Origin of the sequence: Luteococcus japonicus (assembly GCF_003752415.1) — a bacterium.
GTDB classification, from domain to species: Bacteria; Actinomycetota; Actinomycetes; order Propionibacteriales; family Propionibacteriaceae; genus Luteococcus; species Luteococcus japonicus.
Genome location: NZ_RKHG01000001.1, coordinates 2,614,626 through 2,636,619 on the forward strand (window position 1 = coordinate 2,614,626; position 21,994 = coordinate 2,636,619).

Sequence of the window (21,994 nt, forward strand, 5' to 3'; positions counted from 1 at the left end):
GCTCAGGCCTCCGAGCCTGTCGAGGGGCGCGGGTCACCCTTCGGCAGGGTGCTCCAGGCGTCGCGGTGCAGCAGGTGGTGCAGCGCCGCCTCGGAGCCCGGGCGCTTCTTGGCCCGCACCGCGTGCTGGGCGGCCAGGATGCCGCGGAAGAGCGTAGAGGAGGCCCGGCCATGGTGTCCCTCGTAGTCGCGCAGCTTGTTGACCTCCATCAGGGCCTCCAGCTGCGGCGACGAACCCGAGGCCCCCCCGATGTGCAGGCACTTCGCCTCAGGGACATAGCGGATCCGGTAACCGGCCTGACGGGCACGACGGGCGAAGTCCGTCTCCTCGGAGTACAGGAAGAAGTCCTCCCGCCACTCACCGACGGCCTGGTCGCAGGCGCGGCTGATCAGCAGGGCGGCACCACTGGCCCACTGAACGTCGCGCGCCGTCTGGTACTTGTCCGGGGTGCGCAGCGTGTCACCCAGGACCACGGGCCGCCTGGCCCAGCTGGCGCCGAAGGTGGCCTCGCCCAGCTGCGAGAGCAGGTTCGGCTCGCGGCGCAGCGAGTGGAAGGGGGTGCCGTCGGAATTGGAGATGAAGGGCACCGTGACGCCCACGGTGCGGTCCTTGGCCAGCGGCTCGGCGAGCCGACGAAGGCTGCCGGGATCCATCACCAGGTCCGGGTTCAGGATGGCGATGGCGTCGGTGTCCTCGTCGAGGTTCTCCCGCCCGACGTTGATGCCGGCCGCGTAACCGACATTGCCGCCGGCGTGCACCACCCGGGCGTCGCCACGGGCCTCCACCTTGGCGACGGTGTCATCGGAGGAGGAGTTGTCCACCACCAGCACGCGCAGGTCCAGGCCGTCTGCCGCCGCGGGCAACGAGTCGAGCAGGTTTTCGATCTCGTCCGACGAGTTGTACGTCACCACCAGGGCGGTCACCACCATGGCGTCGAAGGGAGCATTCTGGGTCATCACGATCTCCTCGGATCAAGAGTCAAGGGCTGTGCGGGAGCTGCCGCCGCGCAGGCGCGCGGCCAGGTCCTGCGGCCACTTCGGGTTCATGCAGGGACGCTCGACGAGCAGGTAGAAGACGGCGGCCGCCGCCAGGATCAGCAGCGAGTTGATGGCCAGCTGCACCAGATAGCGCATCAGGTAGCTGCCGCCCGGATCGATCATGCTGGTCAGGTTGAGGGTGAAGCCCAGCATCGGATTGTGGATCAGGTAGATCGTGTAGCACATGCCGCCGATGGCCGTCACCGGGTGCAGTGTCACCAGCTTGTTGGTCCACGTCCCGCGGAAGGCGGCGATGAACAGCGGCAGCATCACCGCGGTCATCCCGAGGATGCCCCAACGGCCCCAGCCGGGCTCCCCGAGGTTGCCGACGAAGAAGATGAACAGCGGCCAGCCCAGCAGCGTCGCCAGGTCCCACAGTGGGGTCTTGGGCCGGGAGAGTTCGCCCTCCACGTGCATGTCCGCCAGCAGGGAGCCCAGCAGGAAGTACTGCAGGTAGGCGGCCAGCGTCAGGGCCAGCCGGGAGTCCGTCGGGATCACGAAGCCGGCAAGGACCGCGAACAGCGCGGTGGTGGCGATGATGATGGCGCGACGAAGGCGCTTGTCGGCAATGCGGAAGACCATCGTCAGCAGCGGCACCAGGATGTAGAACTGGATCTCGATCTCCAGGCTCCACGCAACATTGTTGATCAGGCTCTCGGTGCCATAGGTCAGGTTGTGCAGGTAGAAGATGCTGGCCAGCCAGTGTCTCAGCAGCGTGCCGACGGTCTCCGCATGGGTGAGGATGAGCAGCGCCAACAGGCCCGTCATCACCAGGATGTAGGGGGGTTCCAGGCGCGTGATGCGGCGCCAGAAGTAGCGCCCCAGGTCAACCTTCTTGCCCTTGCCGCGCGCGTGCCGGACGAAGGGGAGCGCCAGCACCATGCCGGAGATCACGAAGAAGAGCTGGACGCCGAAGGCACCGGTGCCCAGGACGAAACCCACCAGGTCATCCGGCATCGCCCACGTCTGCGGGTACTTCGTCGCCAGGTCGATGGCGACGTGGAAGGCCACCACCGAACCGATGGCGCCGAACCTCAGCCCGTCGATCTCCGGGATGAAGCGGCCATTGGCCACCACCCGTGTGAAGGCGCTGAACAGCGTCTTTTCCCCCGATTGCATGGGCCGATCCTAACTGGGCATGGCCTGATGAACAGCCCGCTGCGCTGTGAGTCAGCTGTACGGCACCACTATCGTCAGGGGCACATGACGACGCGTCCGAGGGGGTGTTCGGGCGCAAATCGAGAGGCGGGGGCCTGGATGGTTGGCAGGAAGCTTGTGGTGCTCTGGGCGGGCAATCCCTGGGATGGTCTGCCCGCCACCGATCACCACCTGGCAAGGGCTCTTGCCGCCTTCGTCGATGTCATCTGGGTTGACCCGCCGCTGTCGGTGCTGAACACCCGTCGGGTGGTGCCCGGGTTGGACCAGGTGGCCGATGGGCTGCAGGTGCTGCGGGTGAGCACCGTCCCAGGTGCCTCCCGCTCGGGACTTCGTCAGGTCGCCGAGGCCTCCCAGCGTGCCGCCCTGGCCGCCGTCTCCAAGGGGCGCAGGCCGTGGGCCAGTATCGCCGCCTCGCCCCGGGTCAGCCTGCCGTCGCGTGGCGCGGGGGTGCGGGTGCTGCATGTCACCGACGACTGGGTGGCAGGTGCCCCGATGATGGGGCTGGACGCCGGCTGGATCGAGCAGGTGCTGCGCCGCAATGTGCGCGCCGCCGAGGTGGTCAGCGCCGTCTCCGTGGACCTCGCCCAGCTGCTGCAGCGGATGAACCCGCGGCACCTGGTCCAGATCATCCCCAATGCCGCCACCGTCCCGGACGAGGTCCCGACGGTGCAGCGCGAGCGGGTGGCCGTCCTGGTGGGCCAGCTCAACGAGCGGCTCGACGTGGACCTGCTGGACGCCATCGTCGACGCCGGGGTGCCGCTGCGCATCCTTGGCCCCCGCACCGAGCGGGAGCCGGAGCAGAAGGCGCGCCTCGACGCGCTGCTTGCCCGGCCCGAGGTGGACTGGCGCGGACCCGTGGCCCATGCGGAGGTGGTGGGCTTGCTGGCCTCATCCGCCGTCGGGATCACGCCCTATGCCGTCAACGACTTCAACAGGGCCAGTTTCCCGCTCAAGACGCTGGAGTACCTGGCCCTGGGACTGCCGGCGGTCTCCACCCGGCTGGACTCCCTGGACTGGTTGGGCACGGACCTGGTGGACGTCGCAGATTCCCCGTCGGACTTCGCCGAACTGGTCCGTCGCCGTGCCGACGAGCCCCGTGACGAGGCTCTGGAGGCCCGCCGTCGGGCCTTCGCCGACGAGCACTCCTGGCGCGCCCGGGCCGAGCAGCTGGTCGCCGTGATCGAGCAGCGGAGCCCAGGCGCTCCTGTGTGAGGGCCCCGGGGACCAAAACTGAGAGGATTTCCGGCCCTTTGAAGGTGCCAATCCAATCCTGGTGCCCACTGGGCTCTCAGTTTTCGACCCGGACCCCCACGACGGGAGCGGGGAGGGCGTCCAGGGCGGTGCGCTCGGCATCGCGGCGGCGGGATTCGCGGCAGATGTCCATCTCCTCCAGCACCAGCCGACGGGCGAGCTGCTCGTCGAGTTCGAAGAGGTGGCAGGTGCTCAGCAGGCCGGCGGTGGTGTCCAGCTTCACGTCGGCCAGGCCCATCCGACGCTGGATGGGGCCCGCCATCAGGTGCACCGACTGCACCCTGGCGTGGTGCACGATCTTCGTCTCGAGGACGAAGCCGCCATTGGTGGCCACCATCACGTCGTCATTGCGGCCCCAGCGGTAGCTCTTCCAGATGAAGGGGTGCAGCTTTCGCACCTTGCGGTCCACACCGTGCAGCTCGATGTCGGCCAGCCGGAAACCGGGCCAGACCGCGTCGATCGCCAGCTCCACCTCCGGCCAGGTGCCGGCGGGCAACAGGATGTCGCTGGCCCCCTCGTCGGCATCGCCGGAGCCGTAACCCAGCACATCCATCTTCACGCGGTAGAGGCCGAAGGGACGCCAGGCCTGGTGCTGGACGATCTGCAGGCCCTGGATCCGGTTGGTGGGCAGTGTCTGGCTGACCAGGCTCGTCATGCCGCGGCTCACCTTCAAGGCCTGGCCGGAGCGCACCAGCGAGTAGTTCCACTGCTTCACGACGTCACGGCTGATGATCCCGAAGAGCCCGGTGACCAGTGGGATCAGGCCCACCATGCCGCCGAACTGCCGGAACCAGGTCAGGCCGCCGAGGGTCAGCAGGCTCAGCACCAGCGTGACCAGGAAGCCCGACGACAGCACGGCCGCAAGCACCAGTCGCTGCACGGGCACACGCAGCAGGACGCGCTCGTCGGCAGCCAGGTCATGAAGCGCATTGGAGGTGGCCCGCCTTGCGACGGACTCCTGGACGGTGACCTGTTGGCCGTGGGCACGCGAGATGAGGTAGTCGCGCATCTGGTAGGCGCGGGCGCGGCCCAGGTACTCGATGGTCTTCCCGGCGCCGGAGCCGACGTCGATCCGCAGCTGCGCCAGCCCCAGCAGGCGGGCGGCGAAGGGCTGCACCACGTCGACGGACTGGATCTTGGTGAAGGGCACCTTGTCCGAATTGTGCTGGATGAAGTTGTGCTCGATCCGCACCTGCCGGTCGTCGATGACGAAGCGGGTGAAACGCCAGCTGAAGAAGCCGAAGATGCCGGTGACCAGCACATAGAGGCCCAGCGCGCCGCCGACGAAGCCCAGATTGCGCACCGAGAAGGCCTCGCCGCGGTTGTCCAGGTTCTCCAGCACGTCGCGGCCCATCACGAAGACCAGACCGACCAGTGCCATCCAGCCCTTGATGATCGGCGTGGCCGGGTGCGGCCGCTCCATCACCGTCTCGACGGGTTGCCCCTCGGCAGGCTCGGGGTGCGGGGGCTGGGCCTCGGGAGCCGCGTCACCCATCACGCTGGCCGAGCGTGTCGAGGTCTCCACTGTGTCGGCCGAGCCTGTCGAGGCCTCGGGGCCGACGAAGTCCGGGGTCTCGGTCACAGGCCGACCGCCTGCTGCTCGCCGAGTTCGCTGAGCCGCTCGCGCAGGGCATCGGCCTCCGCGACGGGCAGCCCGGGGATGGTGGCGTCGGTTCCCGACGAGGCGGTCTCCAGGGTCACCGTCGCCAGGCCGTACTTGCGTTCGATGGGGCCGGAGTTCACGGTGACCACCTGCATCCGGCCGTAGGGGACGACGGTCAGGCGTCGCTGCCACAGGCCCTCACGGATGTAGAGGTCCGTCTCCCGCTCGGCATAACCCCAGATCCGGTAGACCCGCCCCTGACGATGCCAGCGGTAGAAGATCCACCCCAGCCCGACGACGGCGAGCGCACCCGCGGCCCACCAGCGGTAGGCGAAGCCCAGGGCCACGACGGCGGCCACCAGCTCGATGCCCCAGACCAGCAGCACCATCAGCCGCTTCATCCGCAGGTAGTTGGGGGACAGCGGCTTGAAGACGTCGACAGGGGCGGCGAAGGTATCCACTCCGCCAATCTACGGGGCAATGGGGTATCCACGCATGACAGGCTGTCCACCCGGGGTGGGCCATACCGTGCCGGGGATCAGCTGGTCAGACCCAGGCGCTTGGTCAACGGCACGAATCCGGGGCCGTTGACCTTCACGTCGCCCATCAGCACCATGCCGCGCAGCACGATCGTCGGGGCACCCGCGGGGACCGGTGCCAGCCCACGGATCTTCGTGTCGCCGAGGATGGTGGTGGTCTCGTTGCGCACGTTCACCCCGTCGGGAACGGTGATGGTCACGTCGCCCATGATGCAGGGGATGGCGATGGTGCACTCTGCCGCCTCCATCACCGCCTCGGTGAGGTCAAGCTTCACGTCACCCATCAGCACCAGGCCGGTGGTCCGCCGGCGCAGGCGCCAGTGGCCCTGGCGCTTCACGTCGCCCATGACGCACGTGATGCTGTCCGGGTTCTGATTGGCATTGCTGGGGTCCACCACCAGGCCGGCGCCCTGCCCGTTGACGGGAGCCGGGAGGTGGTGGATCGGGCCGTGGGGCATCAGGTCCTCGGTCAGTGGGGTGAGTTCGCCGAAGGTCTTGGCCTGCCACAGGGCATCCATCCGCTCCGAGTGCTCGTCCTGGGTGATGCGGCCCTCCGCGAAGGCGGCATTCAGGACCTCGGCGACGAGATCGCGGTCCGAATCGGCGCAGCGCATCTGGGACGGCCGGGAGGGCTGGGGCAAGGTCAGGGGAGTACTCATGCCCCGAGCCTATGAAGCGATGGGTCCCGCCGACAGGCCCGATGGCCACGGTCAGGGGTGATTCCGGGTCACCTACTGCCGAACGAGCCGCCGGACCCGCCGGAACCCCCTCCGTCACCCGACCCGAAGCTGCTCCCGCCGCCCGCTCCGCCACTGCCCGAGCCCGATCCGCCGGAGAACCAGGAGGCCGGACCGCTGGTGGGCGTCGGCGGTGTCCAGTCCCGGTCCACCTGCAGGTTCGCGAAGGTGCTGGCCAGGCCGCGGTCAAGGTCGGCAGAGGGGCCGGACCACAGCCGGGGGCCACCGACATTGATCGAGAATTCCACGTCGCCGTCGACCGAAGGCCGCACCAGTCCCCGCCAGGTGTACTCCAACACGTAGCGGGCAGTGGGATCGTCGATCGTGTGCAGGGAATTGCCCAGCCGGATCCACAGCATCTGGGTGCGACCGTCCCGGCTCATCGCCAGATCGGTGTGGACGGTGGCGGCGTGTCCGGAGGGTGAGCCGGCGGTGATCTTCTCGACGGGCCAGCGGGCGTCGTGCGTCCTGCTCACCGGGCTCTGGACGAGGATCTTGCGGGCCAGTCCGTGCCGGCCGGAGCGGGCGCCGAAGCGGAGGGTGATCTCTTCTCGGACCTTGGCGCTGCCATCGGGCTGCACGGTGCAGGTGACCCGCAGAGCGGGTCACCGTGGATGTTTCGGGCGGCAATGGCGAAGGGCCTCGCCAACTGTGTGTTGGCAAGGCCCTTCAGTGTGGAGCGGGCGACGGGAATCGAACCCGCGTGTCCAGCTTGGGAAGCTGGCGCTCTACCATTGAGCTACGCCCGCGCGCCCCGGAATTGCTCGGGGCAAGGGACACTCTAGCGCACTTCCAGCGGGGCTCCATCAGCCGGGTCAGTGGGCGCCGCGTACGGCGTCGGCCACCTGCTGGAAGACCTGATGGTCCATCGCCGAGCCGGTGCGGCGCACGCCGTCGGGGCTGATTCGCACGATCCGGTCCACGCGCGCCTCGCTCGGGCGTCCCCTGCGGTCCCAGGCACCGGTTCCGACGTCGATCCAGTGCCGTCCGGCCCGCGCCTCCTGTGCGGCGTCGCGGTCGTGGTCCTTGCTCGTCAACGGCAGGCCCAACAGCCAACCACCGTCGCGGCCGATCAGCAGGATGGGTCGGTCCTTGCCCTGCGCGTGGTCCTCCTCGAACGGCACCCACCCCCACACCACCTCGCCCGGGTCCGGGGTGGGGGAATCGCTGGGCGAGTACTCAATGGACGGGTTGCCGGTGAAGTCACCGGGGTAGCTCGTGGTACCCGATGACGAGGGCCGCTGCGCGGGGGAGCGGGACGGGCGCCGCGACGAGGTCTTCTGCCGCAGCAGGTCCCGCAGCACGGTGCTTGCGACGTCGGTCAGCAGGGTCTTCCAGGAGAAGGCCATCGGGTCACATCCTCACGAGGCGCGAGGCCTCACAGATAGCGGGGCAGGGGGCCGTAGACGACGGGTTCGTCCGGGGCGAGAGGCACGGGGTCACCACCGCGGAAACGGTCCCAGTGGCCGAAGTAGCGGGTCACCGGAGCGGTCCAGAGCAACACCGTGCCCACCAGGCTGAGGACGGGGGGCGCCCACGCGATCGGGTTCAGCAGGTAACCCAGGCAGCCCAGCAGCACGGCGACGAGGCCGGCGATCCGGCTCCACCGGTGCCCATTCCACGAGTTCAGGGCGGCGACGGCTGGTGCGGCGGTCATCACCGCACCGATCACGCACATCAAGGTCACCGCCACCACGGAACGCCAACCACCAGGGCGGGGCTGCCACAGCTCCACGAGCTTCGACGAATGGGCGAAGGTGGCCATGTGGATGGCCGTCCACCAGGACCAGGCCAGTGCCACGGCGGAGACGACGCTGGCCAGGTAGAACAGCACATTGGCGGCCACCATCACCTTGGCGCGACGGGGCTGGCCGGTGTTTTGGCTGATCGGGATACCGGCCTCCAGCTCGTCGAGCGGCGGCAGCGTCGCGATCTCCTGTGGCTGACCCACGGCAACCCCTCCCGGCTCTTCTCGGACGAACGACGCCAGACTACCCGGCGGTTCGGGGACGGTCAGGACAGTTGCCCCAGGGGCTGCTCGTAGTAACGCTGCAGCGTCGGGCCGACCCAGGCGACGAGGTCTTCTGTGCTGGCCGCCGCCAACGCCGGCAGGCGCAGCATGTACCGGGTCAGCCCCAAGCCCATCAGTTGGCTGGCCATCAGCTGGGCGCGGCGCGGGTCGAGAACACCATCGGGGCCACTGGCGGGCAGCTTGCCCAGCACCTCGGCCACCAGGAATTCCCGCACCGGGCGCAGGCTCTCCTCAGGAGACATGCCCAGTTGCAACAACGTGCGCACCCCACTGCGTGCCTCGGGGTCATCCCACAGGTCCAGGAAGAGCCGCACGACGGTGGCGCCCACCTCCTCGTGCGGGGCCTGGAGGATGACCGCGAGCCGACGCGCAGGATTGACCTGGGCGGTGAGCATGCTGGCGGTGAAGACAGCCGGCTTCCCCTCGAAGTAGTGGTGCACCAGGGCAGGGTCGACGTCGGCGTCGCGTGCGATGGCCCGCAGCGAGACGGCGTCATAGCCACGCTCGGCGAACAACTTGCGGGCGCTGGCCAGGATTTGCGCGCGGGTGTCCGCGCCAGCCGGGCGACGTCCCCGTCGCCGGCGGCTCGGGGACCCGGGGCTGGTGGGGCTGTCGGCCGACGTCGCGGACGGCTCGGGAACAGGGGTCACAGGGACCGGACCGGCGGTGGTGCTGGCCTGTGCGGCCTTGTCTTCCAATGACATGTCTTCTCGGGATTTCTGCTGAACAAGATGGTGTGGGGGCTGGGCGAGATCGCGGCCGGGGACGAGCGATGTGGTGGTGCGTGTCACGGCGGGTCAGGTCGGATTCAGTCGGCGAAGCCTTTCGCGCCCCAGTTCGATGAGCTCGTGGACCTCGTCGAAGAGTTCCGGAAGGTCATCGACGTCGAACCATTGCACATCATGGGACTCGCCGCTGACCAGCGGTCTCACGCGGTCCGCGAGGGCCAGGAAGCGCACGTCGAAGTGCCGGGTTGGCCCGGCGGACCCGCGGCAGGTAATGGGGTGCACGTCCAGGTGCAAGGGAGTGGGGTCGATCTCCAGGCCCGACAGACCGGTCTCCTCCGTGGCCTCGCGCAGCGCGGCCGCCGCCAGCGAGTCATCCTCCGCCTCGAGGTGGCCACCGGGCTGGAGCCAGGCATCGACGATCCTGTGGTGCACCAGGCAGGTGGAGCGACCGTCGCGGCTCAGGACCGCAGCCGATGCGGTCAGGTGTCCGGGAAGGCAGGTGCGTTCGCACGCGTCCTCGCGGGCCGCGAGCAGCCCCAGAAAGGCCTCGCGTAGTGCCCGCTGGCCCGAGCCGCTGGGCGTCCACGAACTCAGCGTGGCTTCGGCAGCGCCGCGAAGGTCCATGGGCATGGAGCAAATCTACCCCAACGGGTGAGGCCGGTACCCCACGAGAAGGTCGCCTAAGGTGGTGGGGTGACACCCTCTCCTCGCTGGAAGACCGTCGTCTTCGACCTCGACGGCACGCTCTGCAACACGATCGACCTGATCCTGGCCTCCTTCGCCCACGCCCACCGGGCGGTACTGGGTGAGGAGCTGGACGAGACCGTGGCCCGGAGCTGGATTGGCCGCACCCTGCATGACATCTACCAACCGTGGGGTGACAAGGCCGAAGAGCTGCGACTGGCCTATCTCGACTTCAACCTGGCCAATCTCGAGCGGCTGCAGACCAGCTTCGACGGGATCGACCGGCTACTCGCGGACCTGGGCGTGGCCGAGGTGCAGTTGGGCATCGTCACCAGCAAGCAGCGCACCTCCGCGGAACGCAGCCTGGCCGCCTCCGGGCTGACCGGCCTGGTGCCCGTCGTGTGTGCCATGGGGGAGACCGAGCACCACAAGCCCCATCCCGAGCCGATCCTGCACGCGGTGCAGGAACTGCAGGCCGATCCGGCCTCGTCGGTCTACATCGGGGATGCGGTGGTGGACGTGCGTGCGGCGCAGGCGGCCGGGATCGACCAGATTGCGGTGACCTGGGGTGCGGGCGACCGCACCGAACTACTGCTCACCCAGCCCACCGCCGTCTGCGACAGCGTCGACGAGCTGGCCCGGGTGTTGCTGGGCTGACCCCTCGACGGGCTCGAGGACCTGACCACGAGGAACGCCTCGCACCGGGATCCGGTGCGAGGCGTTCTGGCGTCAAACAGGTGGAGATCAGGCCTTCATCGTGCCGTCAGCGAGGAACTTCGAGTGCCAGCTGAGCGACTTGGTGAGGTCGTGCGGGGTGTGCTGGCCGTTGGCGACCTTCTGGGCCTGCTCGAAGTAGTCGAGGAGCTGGTCCTTGTAGTCGGGGTGGGCGCAGTTCTCGATGACCTTCTTGGCGCGCTGGCGAGGAGCCAGGCCACGCAGGTCGGCAAGGCCCTGCTCGGTGATGATGACCGACACGTCGTGCTCGGTGTGGTCGACGTGGTTGACCATCGGGACGATCGCCGAGATGGCGCCCCCCTTGGCCGTCGACGGCGAGACGAAGCAACTGAAGATGGCGTTGCGGGTGAAGTCGCCCGAGCCACCGATGCCGTTCATCATGCGCGAGCCCATGACGTGGGTCGAGTTCACGTTGCCGTAGATGTCCGCCTCGATCATGCCGTTGCAGGCGATGACACCCATGCGGCGAATGGCCTCGGGGTGGTTCGAGACGTCCTGCGGGCGCAGGATGATCTTCTTGGCGTACTCGGCCGCGTTGTCGTTCATCTTCTCGGCGTAGGTGGGCGACAGCGAGAAGGCGGTGGCCGAGGCGACGGTCAGCTTGCCCGAGTCGAGCAGGTCGACCATGCCGTCCTGGATCACCTCGGTGTAGCTGGTCATGTTCTCGTAGTCGCTCTCGAGCAGACCGGCGAGCACGGCATTGGCGATGTTGCCGACGCCCGACTGCAGCGGGTTCAGGTGCTCGTTGAGACGGCCGGCCTTGACCTCCTGGTCGAAGAAGTCCAGCAAGTAGCCGGCGATCTTCTTGGAGTCCTCGTCGAGCGGCTTGAAGGGCGAGTTGCGGTCGGGACCCTCGGTCTCGATCACGGCGACGACCTTCGACGGGTCGATCGTGTAGACCTTGTCGCCGATGCGGTCACCGGGGTGGGTGATGGGCAGCGGCGGACGGTTCGGCGGCAGGGTGGCGATGTCGTAGTAGATGTCGTGCATGCCGTACAGGTCCTCGGACTGCCAGGCGTTGACCTCGATGATGATCTTCTTGGCCAGCGTCAGGTAGGTGCGGTTCATGCCGACCGAGGAGGAGGGGACGACCGAGCCGTCGGCCAGGACCTGGCTGGCCTCGATGACGGCGTAGTCCAGGTCGCCGAAGAAGCCGTAGGCCAGCTGGTTGGCCAGGTGGCTCAGGTGGATGTCCGAGTAATAGGTCGAACCATCGTTGATCTTGTTCCGCAGGACCGGGTCCGACTGGTAGGGGGTGCGGAAGCCGATGCCGTCGGCGCCGGCCAGCTCACCGTCGAGCTCGGGAGCGGTCGAGGCGCCGGTGAACGAGTCGACACGGAAGTCGACGCCCTTGGCGCGCTCCTCCTTGATGCGTGCGGCCAGGGCGACGGGGAATTCCTTCGGGTAACCCGAACCGGTGAATCCGGCGAAGCCGATCTTGCTGCCGGGCTCGATCAGGGCAGCCGCGTCAGCGGCCGACATGACCTTGCTGCGGAACTGCTCGTTGGCGATCCGTCCTGCCATCTTTCCTCCTTGAAGACATGGCCCCTTTGTCACCCGTGGGCGCCGCCTTCATTGGCGGTCAGGGTCTGTGCACGTCAGGTTACCCTGACCCGCCCCACTTCTGGGAGGGGGATTCCGCGTGGCGGTCGAGGTGGTGTCCGGGCCCTACAGGCACAGGTAGGCGCGCACCGCATCCAGGCGAGGGAAGCTGATCGTCGCATCGGCCTGGGTGGCGGCGACCGGCTTGGCGCAGTAGGCCACTCCCAGCCCTGCGGCGCCCAGCATGTCCAGGTCGTTGGCCCCATCACCCACGGCAACCACGCCCTCTGGCGTGCATCCGGCCAGTTCCGCGCAGCGCAGCATGTGGCGACGCTTCGCGGCCCGGTCGACCACCTCACCGCGGGTCAGGCCGGTGAGCAGTCCGTCGCGGACCTCGAAGTGGTTTGCGGTCACATGGTCGATGCCCAGCCCTGCCACGAGCGGCTCCACGACCTCGGTGAAACCACCCGAGACGAGACCCACCTGCCCGCCGGCGGCCTTCACCGCGGCGATCAGGTCCAGCGCTCCCGGGCTGAACTCCAAGCTCTCCCGTACCTCGTCGAGCACGCCGACGGGGGTCCCCGCCAGCGTCGCGACCCGGGCACGCAGTGAGTCCGCGAAATCCAGTTCGCCGCGCATGGCACGCTCCGTGATGGCGGCCACCTGTTCGCCGGTGCCGGCACGCGCGGCCACCTCGTCGATCACCTCGGAGGTGATCAGGGTGGAGTCGACATCCATCATCAACAGGCCTGGCGCCCGGGTGGCCAGGGGCTGCTCGACGACGGCGGCATCCACCCCCACTCGATTGGCGGCGCCACGCAGCAGGGAGCGGGCGCGCACCCGGTCCTCCAACTCACCCAGCACGCTCACCACGTGGCCCCACTCGGTGGCCTCGGCGCGCTGCTCGCGGGCATCGGTGACCTGTTCGGTCATCAGCAGGACGAGGGCCTCCGGGATCCGGGAGGCGGCGGTCAGGACGAGGCGGACGGTCTGCGGCACGGCCACAGCCTAGGACACGCCTCACTCAGGCGGGCCATTCTCCCACCCGGTGGATCCGCCCGTCGGAGTGCACCAGCCGTGCCGCCGCCTGGTGGGAGGACAACCACCGGTGCTCCGTGGCCGCGGACCACCGAGGTCGTGGCCAGCGTGTTGGCGAGCACACAGGTGGGGCAACCGCCGTCACGCTGGCCCAGACCGGTGCGGCGGGCATCAGGGTGCGCGGATCGAGGATGTGGTGGGCGGCAACCTGCCAGCCTCCCTGGGGCGACCTACCGGCCGTGGCGATGTCCCCTCTGAGGCTGACCAGTGCCGCACCACCGAACTCCTGCATCACCGAACTCCTGCACCACGGCCCGCGCCGCCCAGTCCGCGGTGAGTGCCTCCGCGGTGGCCCCAAGATCCAGCAGGATTCCCGGTGGCATGGTCAGCCGATCACCCTCGAGCGGCACCTGGTGCCAGGCGGGCTCCCGTCGGGTGATGCTGACGGCCGGAGTGTCCCCATGGCGCCAGACTGGGCGGAGTGGGCCCTGAGCTGCGCAATGTCCACCGGATAGCCGTTGCGTTGCATGGCACGGCCCAGCGTCGGATCCACGTCACCGTCGGTGAAGCGGGCCGCCGCCAGGGCCTCCCACACGAGTGCCGCCAGCAGCGGGTCGATGAGCTCGTCGTCGGCACCGGTCATCCGGGTGCGTCGGCCAGGTCCTGGCGCCGCGGCCGGGTCCTGGGGCGTGGTGCTCTGCGCCGTCGGCTCAGGGCCAGGGCCCTGTTGAGGCTGGATCAGCTGCTCGCTCATCGGTCTTCCTTGTCGTCGTGTGGATGCCCGTCGGGGACGTCTTCGACGCTAGGAAGCGACGCTGTGCCGAGCCTGTGCGCCACCTTGGTGTTGGCTGCCAGTAGTGGGCTCAGGCCAGGCAGAGGGCCAGGGCTACCAGGCTCATCAGTACTTCCAGCATTCCCACCTGGCCGGGGCGGATGGTGCGGCCACGCCGCGGACCGAACCATGGCAGGGCCCAGGCGCGGGCGGCGCCCACGAGGAAGAAGGCGGCCCAGCCCCAGCCGGCGACCCCCTGCTGCCGAGCGGCCACGCTGATCACCGCCCAGACCAGGTGCCACAGGACGGAGGCCAGCACCCACCCGGGCTTGTTGCGCTCCCGGATCAAGGTCTTGACGACGAAGACGGTGCCGAAGAAGTAGCCGAACAGGGCCGGAGCGAGCCAGGACGTGCGGTCAGGGCCGGCGTCGATGAGCTCCTGGGGGGTGCGGAAGGGCAGGATCCACGCCAACAGGCAGGCGGCGAGGACGGTGCACAGGCCCGACCACAGGGAGCGTTCACGACGGTGGGCCGTCAGCCAGAGGGCCGCGCCCAGCAGGGGGATGTAGACAGGCACCCACCACAGCAGGGGCAGCCCGCCGAGGGCCAGGGTGGTCACGCCCGCCAGGCCTGCGATGGCACCATGGGTGAGCAGCGGGGGCAGGAATGAGGCGCGGCGCGTGGGTGCTGCCTTGAGCCACAGGCCCGCCGCGTTGAAGCAGAAGTAGCCCACCAACCAGGTGACGGCCAGCGGCCAGGCCCAGCCGGGCAGACCCTCGCGGCCGCGGACCACCAGTCCCACGGCCAGCGGGACGACGAGCATCGCCCACGCCCCGTGTTGCTGCGGAATCCAGCCGCCCCTCTTGCTCGCCATGGCCACAGCTTAACCCCGGGATGCTCCGTACAAATGCTGTGGCTGGAGTCAGCGGACCTCGGTGCGGGTCAGCGTGTACTTCGGGTTCTGGTCGATCACCTTGGTGGTGCCCACCAGCTCGTTGAGGCGTGCCCGCCAGGGCAGGTGGGAGTTGTAGACGCACCACAGCTCGCCGCCCTTGCGCAGCACCCGCGAGGCCTCCGTGAACATCTCCAGTGCCGGCGTGGAGTCCTTGGTGTTGCCGATGTGGAAGGGCGGGTTGGTGACGATGATGTCCAGCGAATTGTCCGCGAAATCCGTCAGGCCGTCACGCCACAGGACGTCCACCCGCACCTTGTTCGCGGCGGCCGTGAGCCTCGTCGCCTCCACTGCGGCCCACGAGACGTCGGAGGCCATGACATTGGCGGTGCGGAAGCGCTTGGCCAGCAGCGTGGCCAGGATGCCGTTGCCGCAACCCATGTCCAGGATCTGCAGTGCGCCGCCCTCGGTTGCCGCCGTCGAGGGGCCGCCACCCACCAGCTTGCCCACCTGGCCGAGCTTGTCCACCATCACGCGGGTGCCAGCGTCGACCTTCGTCGTCGCGAACGTGTTGCCGTGCGCCCACAACTCGATGTCGAGGTCCGCGTGCTTCTTGCCACGCGGCCAGGTGGGATCGGCAGGGTACGGGAGGCGAGCGTGCAGGACGCGCGACTTCTGCCGTCCACGCGAGGCGTTGACGCTGCCGAAGTGGGCCTGCAGCACCTCGTTCATGCTCAGGGTCATGTGCTTGACGCGGCCACCTGCCACGAGGCGCACCTCGGGGTCCGCGTGGGTGGCAACCAGCTCGGCGTACTCGTCGAGGGCGCCAAGGCTCTTGGGCAGCCGCAACCAGACCAGGTCCACGCCGGTCAGGGCCTCGGACAGGTCCTTGACAAGCACTTCCGCGGGTACCAGCTCGCGTTCGCGGAGGTCGTCGCACCAGACGATGACCTCGTCGGCCACCTCACGGGCGCGCTCGACGAGCGCGGGGGCGTCCAGGAGCAGCACCTTGCGGGCGCGGGCCCCCTCGGCCACCTCCAGGGACTCGTCGGCAATCAGCAGGTCAACGGGATCGGTCTCAAGCACGACTCCATCCTCCCAGCAGCGGGCCCGAAAGCTCGCATCCTGCGGGTCGGGACTCCCTCGGGCCCAAGACTGAGAGCCCAGGAGCAACCTTGCACGTTCCAATTTCCCCGACGGGTCGTGTGGGCTCTCAGTTTTGGGCGGACCGGCTGGCAATACCCCGAATGGGGTCCTGACAACCGGGGGCTGTAGGTTGTGGGACATGGCAATGGAGCCGCTGCAGATCCACGTGATCGCCGACTCGACGGGTGAGACGGCGGCCCGCCTGGCGCGTGCTGCCCAGGCCCAGTTCACCGAGACCTCCTTCACCATCGTCCGCCATCCGCGGATCAGCACGCCCGAGGCGCTGATCGCCGTCTTCGAGCAGCTGCGCGCCGCCGTCGAGGATGCCCCGCAGGCTCGACGTGTGGTGCTGTACACCCTTGTCAACGAGCACATGCGGGAGCTGGTGGCCACCGCCTGCGAGGAGCTGGGCGTGCCCAGCTCGGACATCCTGGGCGGGACGATCGACGCCTTTGAGGCCGCCACCGGTGCCGAGGCCGACGAGGTGGTGCGTCGCCCCGTCGCCGTCGAGGCCGACTACTTCGAGCGGATCAGCGCCATGGAGTTCGCCGTCCGCAATGACGACGGTGCGATGCCCGCCGCCCTGCGCGAGTGCGACATCTGCTTGGTGGGGGCCTCTCGCTCCGGCAAGACGCCGCTGAGCATCTACCTGGGCTACTGCGGCTACAAGACCGTCAACGTCCCACTGGTTCCCGGCATCGCGCCTCCCCAGGAGCTGATGGGTCTGGAGCGCTGGCGGATCGTCGGGCTGACCATCGACGCGGAACGCCTGCTGCAGATCCGCAACCGCCGGGTGCGGGGTCTGGGTGGCTTCGGCACCAAGGACGGTTACGCGGACCTGGGCCGGATCTACGACGAGCTCGACGAGGTCGGGCGGGTCCAGCGACGCCTCGGCTGCCCCGTGATCGACACCACCGGTCTGGCGCTGGAGGAGGCGGCGGCCCGGGTCATCGACATCGTCGACGAGCGAGCGAAGAAGGCCGGCGCCCAGCTGCGTCGCCCCGCCGGAAGCCTGAAGATCAGGCCATAGACCTCCCGTGGCCGCGGCCTCGGGCACAACTGAACAGCATGACCACATTCGTGGCCGCTGCGGCGGGAAACCATGAGGAACCAAAGGAGATTCCACACATGAGCGAGAAGTACATCTACGACCTGCACGAGGGCGACGCCACCATGCGCAACCTGCTCGGTGGCAAGGGCGCCGGCGTGGCCGAGATGGCGAGGGTCGGGGTGCCCGTCCCGGACGCGTTCACCGTGACCACCACCGCGAGCGTCGAGACGATGAAGCGCGGCGGCGAATGGCCCGAGGAACTGGCCCCACAGGTGGCCGAGGGCCTCAAGCGCCTGGAGGAGCGCACCGGCAAGGTGCTGGGTGGCAAGGACAACCCGCTGCTGCTCAGTGTGCGCTCCGGTGCCGTCGTCTCCATGCCCGGCATGATGGACACCATCCTCAACCTCGGCATCAGCGACGAGACCGTTCCCGCCATCGTCGCCGAGTCCGGCAACGAGCGCTTCGCCTGGGACTGCTACCGCCGTTTCATCCAGATGTACGGCGAGGTCGTGGAGGGCATCGACGCCCACGCCTACGAGGATGCGCTGACCAACATGAAGGCCCGCAAGGGCGCCACCCTGGACACCGACCTGAGCGCCGAGGACCTCAAGGAACTGGTTCAGGAGTTCAAGCAGATCAGCAATGACGCGCTGGGTGGGGAGTGGACCTCGGACCCCGTCGAGCAGCTCAACCGCGCCATCAACGCCGTCTTCAAGTCCTGGCTGAACCCGCGCGCCGACGTCTACCGCAAGGCCAACGGCATCTCCGCCGACTACGGCACCGCCGTCAACGTGATGCAGATGGTCTTCGGCAACCGCGGCGAGACCTCCGCGACGGGCGTCTGCTTCACTCGCAACCCGTCGACCGGCGCCAAGGAGCTCTACGGGGAGTTCCTCACCAATGCCCAGGGCGAGGACGTCGTCGCCGGCATCCGCACCCCGCGTCCGCTGGCGGAGATGTCCGAGGTGCTCCCCGAGGCCTACAAGCAGCTCATCGACACGATGAAGAAGATGGAGCTGCACTACAAGGACATGCAGGACATGGAGTTCACCATCGAGAATGGCAAGCTCTACCTGCTGCAGACCCGCAACGGCAAGCGCACCGCGGCCGCCGCGCTGAAGGTGGCCAGCGACCTGGTCGACGAAGGCATCATCGACAAGACCGAAGCACTCAAGCGCATCGAGCCGTCCCAGCTGGACCAGCTGCTGCACCCCGCCATCGACCCGCACCATGGCACCGAGGCCATCGCTCGTGGCCTTCCCGCCAGCCCCGGTGCCGCCGTAGGTGAGGTCGTCTTCGATGCCGACGTCGCCGCCGAGCGCGGCGGCAATGGTGAGCCCGTCGTGCTGGTGCGCTTCGAGACCACCCCCGACGACATCGCCGGCGTCATCGTCTGCCAAGGCATCCTGACCGCCCACGGCGGCATGACCTCGCACGCCGCCGTCGTGGCCCGCGGCATGGGCAAGCCCTGCGTCGCCGGTGCAGCCGGGATCAAGATCGACCCCGTCGGCAAGACCCTCACCATTGGCGACAGGGTCTTCAAGGAGGGCGACGTCATCACCCTCAACGGCTCGACCGGTGAGGTCTTCGGAAAGGCCCTCGAGCTCATACCGCCGCAGATCAACGAGGACTTCAAGAAGGTCGTCGGCTGGGCCGACGAGGTCCGCACCATGGGTGTGCGCGCCAATGCCGAGAACTTCGAGGACGCGTCGAAGGCCCGCGAGCTGGGTGCCGAGGGCATCGGCCTGTGCCGCACCGAGCACATGTTCTTCGGCGCCGACCGGCTGCCCGCCGTGCGGGAGATGATCACCGCCGAGAACTCCGAGCAGCGCGCCGCCGCCCTGGAGAAGATCCTGCCGATGCAGCAGGCCGATTTCGAGCAGGTCTTCACCGCGATGAAGGGCCTGCCCGTCACCGTCCGTCTCCTCGACCCGCCGCTGCACGAGTTCCTGCCCAACCTGGTTGAGCAGAGCCTGCTGGTGCAGAAGCTGGAGCTGACCAATGCTCCCGCGGTGCAGCTGGAGGAGGCTCGCCGGACCCTCGCGCAGGTGAAGAAGCTGCACGAGCAGAACCCGATGCTCGGTGGACGCCATCGGAGAGGGCAAGGCGTCTGCCGCCCTCACGGAACTGGGAACCGCTGCTCCCGAGGGATCACAGCTGCTGCTCTCCGACGACGTCTATGGATCTGTCCCCAACGGGCTGAGTTCCTACACCCTGGGCGAAGTGGACAAGGACGGCAAGGACGCCACCATCACCGTGCAGACCAAGCAGGGAGACCTGGCCAGCGAGAACGTCATCCACCTGCGCCGCACCGGCAAGCAGATGGGGCTCTTCGACAAGTGGAGCATCCAGGGGATGGATCTTGGCAGCGTCCAGGTCCAGGTACCCAGCACCGCCAGCAGCATCGAGGTCAACGGCAAGAGCATCGACGTCTCCCAGGAGGCAGGTGCCGGCCAGACCGTGCGGCTGCCCGCCTTCCCCGGCACCTACACCATCAAGCTGCCGGACCAGGGCAAGTACCTCACCGGCGCCAGCGTCGAACAGCCCATCTCCTGGTCCTCGGCCGGGGAGTCGGCCCAGCTGACCACCACCTACAACGAGGCCTTCCGGACCGACGTCGAGGCCCAGGTCAAGGCCAGGATCGACGAGTGCATCAAGCAGGCGACGAATGAGGTCCCCAGCGACTGCCCCTTCAGCTCGCCCCTCTACTACCCCGCCAGTAGCTACCGCAAGGTCGCGTGGAAGGTGGACAACTACCCGAAGATCACCGTGGGGGAGCCCGGCTACGAAGGCGGGGTCCAGATCAGCACGGAGCAGGATGGCAAGGCCTCGGTCGGCTATGAACACGACGAGGGCTTCCTGGAACCGGATTGGAAGGCTGGCCGGCAGGAGACCACCATCTCCCCCAGCGGGAGCGCAACGATCACCGGCGAGAAGCTGGACGCCGTGGAGGTGACGCTGTCATGACCCGCACCACTCGTGCCGCCGTCGCGCTGCTCGCCCTTGCCCTGCCCGTGGGGTTCGCGGGCTGCTCGGAGGACTCCAAGTCCTTCGAACGGGCCGTCCCCGCACCGGCCACCTCGGCCTCCTCCTCGGCGCCCGCGGCAGCTTCGACGGCTCCGTCGGCGCAGACCAGGCCCACCTCGGACCAGACCGGTGCCAGTGCGCCCCGGGTGACAACGGTCGCCCCGCAGGCGCCGGCGCCCGTGACGGTGACGGTCCAGGCATCATCAGGTTCCGGGACAGGAGACCAGGGAAGCGAGGGGGCCGACAACGGGACCTGGTACCGGAGTTCCAGTGGCCTCTACCGCTCCCGCCAGAAGATCTGCGTGCAGCTGGAGGAGACCTGGCAGGCCGCGGTCAGTGCCCGCAAGAAGGCCGCCTCCGTCAAGGCGCATGACGACGCGATCCGGGCGGGTTGTGACCCGGCCGTGTGGACCCCGAACGGCGTCGAGCACCGCACGGTCTACGAGTCCCACTACGACAAGGAGTCCTGCTCGTCGAGCGAGGCGGGCACCGTGGCGGTCTTCGACGACACCTATGCGGTGTGCACCCAGCAGGTGGAGGACGTCTGGACCTGGGAGGTCGCCGAGAGCTGATCCTCGTCCGCAGACCGCAAGAGGGGCCGACGCCCCCACGACGTCGGCCCTTCCGGTCTGTGTGTGCCCGCTGCCCCCCTCGGCTCAGCCGCGCGGGGTGTCGTGGTGCATCAGGCGACGCAGGACCACGAAGCGGAAGGCGGTGGCGACGGCACTCGCCGCGGCCAGCACGATGACCTCCATCGCCTTGCCGCCGGGGCGCCCGCCCGCGTGCAGCAGCCACAGCGAACCCGAGGTCAGGCCCGTCGCCACGCCAAAGGCCAGCAGGCCGCCGACATGGTCACGCAGCACCCCCTTGCGGCTGGTGACACCGAAGGTCAGGCGACGGTTCACCGCGGTGTTGGCGACGGCGGTGACCAGGTTCGCCACCAGGTTGGAGGCCTGCGGGCCCAGGCCCAACCGCAGCAGCAGGTAGAGGCCGAAGTAGGCACCCGTCGAGGCGGCGCCCACGGCGGCGAAGCGGACCATCTGCCCGAACAGGGCATTGGTCCCGGCCGGGGCGGCCGGACGGTGCAGCGCCTGGCGCACCTCGCGCAGCGGGATGGCGCCGGTGGTCAGCCCGCGCATCAGGCGGGCCACACCCTTGAGGTCCTCGGTCGCGGTGCTGACGATGTGGACCGTGGTGCCCGGGTCATCGGTCCAGTCCACCGGCACCTCGTGGGTGCGCAGCCCGGCGCGTTGGGCCAGGACCAGCATCTCCGTGTCGAAGAACCAGTTGTTGTCCTCCACCAAGGGCAGCAGCTCCTGCGCCACGTCGCGACGGATCGCCTTGAATCCACACTGGGCGTCGGAGAAGCTCGCCCGCAGGCTGGTGCGCAGGATCAGGTTGTAGGAGCGGCTGATGAACTCGCGTTTGGGGCCCCGCACGACGTGGGCACCCGACGCCAGGCGGGAGCCGATGGCCAGGTCCGAATGGCCGCTGACCAGCGGGGAGACCAGGGGCAGCAGGGCCCGCAGGTCCGTCGAGAGGTCCACGTCCATGTAGGCCAGGATGTCCGCGGTGCTGGCCAGCCAGACCTGGCGCAGCGCCCGGCCGCGGCCCTTCTGGTCCAGGTGGACGGCGTGCACGTGGGGCAGCTGGCGGGTCAGCCGGGTGGCGATGGCCCAGGTCTCGTCGACCGACGCATTGTCCGCGATGGTGATCTGCCAGGCGTGCGGGAAGTCGCTGGTGAGGTAGTGGTGCAGCCGGCGGATGGAGCGCTCGAGGTCCTGGGCCTCGTTGTAGACGGGGATCACCACGTCGACGGTGGCGGTGTGGGCCAGGTTGCTGGTGCCGACGGCCTCGGCGGTGCCCAGGATGGCGTCGGTGTCGTCGAGCACGGTGGTCTTCTCGGGAGCGATGGTCATGGTCTGTCGCCTTCACTGGTGGGAGGTGGTGGGCGTCTGCCCTTGATGAGGACCACATTTGTGTTCTGCCTTGTGGTGGCCCTGTTTCGTGCCTGTGGTGAGG

At 68.6% G+C, this 21,994-nt stretch carries 22 protein-coding genes, 1 tRNA gene and 1 pseudogene; 6 read left to right on the top strand and 18 right to left on the bottom strand.

What is annotated here, in order from left to right; genetic code table 11:
• Window positions 1-2: 2 nt before the first annotated feature.
• Together EDD41_RS12430 and EDD41_RS12435 are read right to left on the bottom strand one after the other, a co-directional pair.
• Window positions 3-956, bottom strand: coding sequence for a glycosyltransferase family 2 protein (locus EDD41_RS12430; RefSeq protein ID WP_123576122.1), 954 nt, complete (start codon window positions 954-956; stop codon window positions 3-5).
• 15 nt (window positions 957-971) lie between these two features.
• On the bottom strand, window positions 972-2,156 hold the full coding sequence (locus EDD41_RS12435; RefSeq protein ID WP_123576123.1) for an acyltransferase family protein: 1,185 nt from the start codon (window positions 2,154-2,156) through the stop codon (window positions 972-974).
• Window positions 2,157-2,294: 138 nt separating this feature from the next.
• On the opposite strand from EDD41_RS12435, the gene EDD41_RS12440 reads away from it, so the two are divergent.
• Entirely contained in the window at window positions 2,295-3,407 is a 1,113-nt protein-coding gene (locus tag EDD41_RS12440) for a glycosyltransferase family protein (RefSeq protein WP_148060558.1), read from the top strand.
• A 76-nt stretch (window positions 3,408-3,483) separates the two neighbouring features.
• Here the strand turns inward: EDD41_RS12440 and EDD41_RS12445 are convergent, their stop codons facing one another.
• The 9 genes from EDD41_RS12445 to EDD41_RS12485 form a co-directional block, all read right to left on the bottom strand.
• Window positions 3,484-5,028: a PH domain-containing protein gene (locus tag EDD41_RS12445; RefSeq protein WP_123576125.1), complete on the bottom strand. Its 1,545-nt coding sequence runs from the start codon at window positions 5,026-5,028 to the stop codon at window positions 3,484-3,486.
• Window positions 5,025-5,510, bottom strand: a complete 486-nt coding sequence (locus EDD41_RS12450) for a PH domain-containing protein (protein ID WP_245995646.1) — start codon at window positions 5,508-5,510, stop codon at window positions 5,025-5,027. The genes EDD41_RS12445 and EDD41_RS12450 overlap by 4 nt, the downstream gene beginning before the upstream one ends.
• 77 nt (window positions 5,511-5,587) lie before the next feature.
• Window positions 5,588-6,247, bottom strand: a complete 660-nt coding sequence (locus tag EDD41_RS12455; RefSeq protein WP_123576126.1) for a DUF1707 SHOCT-like domain-containing protein — start codon at window positions 6,245-6,247, stop codon at window positions 5,588-5,590.
• A 68-nt stretch (window positions 6,248-6,315) separates the two neighbouring features.
• Window positions 6,316-6,924: a DUF2207 domain-containing protein gene (locus tag EDD41_RS12460; protein ID WP_281273183.1), complete on the bottom strand. Its 609-nt coding sequence runs from the start codon at window positions 6,922-6,924 to the stop codon at window positions 6,316-6,318.
• Between the two features lie 76 nt (window positions 6,925-7,000).
• A tRNA-Gly gene (locus EDD41_RS12465) sits at window positions 7,001-7,074 on the bottom strand.
• A 66-nt stretch (window positions 7,075-7,140) separates the two neighbouring features.
• On the bottom strand, window positions 7,141-7,674 hold the full coding sequence (locus EDD41_RS12470) for a type II toxin-antitoxin system PemK/MazF family toxin (protein ID WP_123576128.1): 534 nt from the start codon (window positions 7,672-7,674) through the stop codon (window positions 7,141-7,143).
• A 29-nt stretch (window positions 7,675-7,703) separates the two neighbouring features.
• Window positions 7,704-8,276 (bottom strand): YccS family putative transporter, encoded by a 573-nt coding sequence (locus EDD41_RS12475; RefSeq protein WP_123576129.1) that lies wholly within the window; start codon window positions 8,274-8,276, stop codon window positions 7,704-7,706.
• Window positions 8,277-8,338: 62 nt separating this feature from the next.
• Window positions 8,339-9,061 carry a TetR/AcrR family transcriptional regulator gene (locus tag EDD41_RS12480; RefSeq protein WP_094765910.1) on the bottom strand — a complete coding sequence of 241 codons (723 nt, stop codon included), beginning with the start codon at window positions 9,059-9,061 and terminating at the stop codon, window positions 8,339-8,341.
• 93 nt (window positions 9,062-9,154) lie between these two features.
• On the bottom strand, window positions 9,155-9,715 hold the full coding sequence (locus EDD41_RS12485) for an NUDIX hydrolase (RefSeq protein WP_123576130.1): 561 nt from the start codon (window positions 9,713-9,715) through the stop codon (window positions 9,155-9,157).
• 63 nt (window positions 9,716-9,778) lie between these two features.
• Here EDD41_RS12485 and EDD41_RS12490 point away from each other — a divergent pair, with 63 nt between their 5' ends.
• Entirely contained in the window at window positions 9,779-10,426 is a 648-nt protein-coding gene (locus EDD41_RS12490) for an HAD family hydrolase (RefSeq protein ID WP_123576131.1), read from the top strand.
• A gap of 87 nt (window positions 10,427-10,513) precedes the next feature.
• Here the strand turns inward: EDD41_RS12490 and scpC are convergent, their stop codons facing one another.
• The 6 genes from scpC to EDD41_RS12520 all read right to left on the bottom strand — a co-directional run bounded on the left by scpC (window position 10,514) and on the right by EDD41_RS12520 (window position 15,834).
• Window positions 10,514-12,028, bottom strand: coding sequence for a succinyl-CoA:acetate CoA-transferase ScpC (gene scpC / locus EDD41_RS12495; RefSeq protein WP_094765913.1), 1,515 nt, complete (start codon window positions 12,026-12,028; stop codon window positions 10,514-10,516).
• Window positions 12,029-12,172: 144 nt separating this feature from the next.
• On the bottom strand, window positions 12,173-13,045 hold the full coding sequence (serB, locus tag EDD41_RS12500) for a phosphoserine phosphatase SerB (protein WP_245995647.1): 873 nt from the start codon (window positions 13,043-13,045) through the stop codon (window positions 12,173-12,175).
• 25 nt (window positions 13,046-13,070) lie between these two features.
• On the bottom strand, window positions 13,071-13,376 hold the full coding sequence (locus EDD41_RS12505; protein ID WP_123576132.1) for a hypothetical protein: 306 nt from the start codon (window positions 13,374-13,376) through the stop codon (window positions 13,071-13,073).
• 93 nt (window positions 13,377-13,469) lie between these two features.
• The gene (locus EDD41_RS12510) at window positions 13,470-13,838 is read right to left on the bottom strand and encodes a hypothetical protein (protein WP_094765914.1); all 369 of its coding nucleotides are present in this window, start codon (window positions 13,836-13,838) and stop codon (window positions 13,470-13,472) included.
• Between the two features lie 109 nt (window positions 13,839-13,947).
• A complete protein-coding gene (locus EDD41_RS12515) occupies window positions 13,948-14,730 on the bottom strand; it encodes a YwiC-like family protein (protein WP_148060559.1) in 783 nt (260 codons plus the stop codon).
• Window positions 14,731-14,778: 48 nt separating this feature from the next.
• On the bottom strand, window positions 14,779-15,834 hold the full coding sequence (locus EDD41_RS12520) for a class I SAM-dependent methyltransferase (RefSeq protein ID WP_245995648.1): 1,056 nt from the start codon (window positions 15,832-15,834) through the stop codon (window positions 14,779-14,781).
• A gap of 199 nt (window positions 15,835-16,033) precedes the next feature.
• Between EDD41_RS12520 and EDD41_RS12525 the strand changes: the two genes are divergently transcribed.
• The 4 genes and pseudogenes from EDD41_RS12525 (at window position 16,034) to EDD41_RS12540 (ending at window position 20,544) form a co-directional block, all read left to right on the top strand.
• Window positions 16,034-16,924, top strand: a complete 891-nt coding sequence (locus tag EDD41_RS12525; RefSeq protein WP_094765408.1) for a pyruvate, water dikinase regulatory protein — start codon at window positions 16,034-16,036, stop codon at window positions 16,922-16,924.
• A gap of 98 nt (window positions 16,925-17,022) precedes the next feature.
• A pseudogene (gene ppdK / locus EDD41_RS12530) lies at window positions 17,023-19,056 on the top strand (pyruvate, phosphate dikinase); the annotation flags it as partial.
• Window positions 19,057-19,405: 349 nt separating this feature from the next.
• Window positions 19,406-19,912, top strand: coding sequence for a hypothetical protein (locus EDD41_RS16620; RefSeq protein ID WP_148060560.1), 507 nt, complete (start codon window positions 19,406-19,408; stop codon window positions 19,910-19,912).
• Window positions 19,909-20,544 carry a hypothetical protein gene (locus tag EDD41_RS12540; protein WP_123576136.1) on the top strand — a complete coding sequence of 212 codons (636 nt, stop codon included), beginning with the start codon at window positions 19,909-19,911 and terminating at the stop codon, window positions 20,542-20,544. The genes EDD41_RS16620 and EDD41_RS12540 overlap by 4 nt, the downstream gene beginning before the upstream one ends.
• Before the next feature lie 84 nt (window positions 20,545-20,628).
• Here the strand turns inward: EDD41_RS12540 and EDD41_RS12545 are convergent, their stop codons facing one another.
• Window positions 20,629-21,891: a bifunctional glycosyltransferase family 2/GtrA family protein gene (locus tag EDD41_RS12545; RefSeq protein ID WP_123576137.1), complete on the bottom strand. Its 1,263-nt coding sequence runs from the start codon at window positions 21,889-21,891 to the stop codon at window positions 20,629-20,631.
• Window positions 21,892-21,994: the final 103 nt, after the last annotated feature.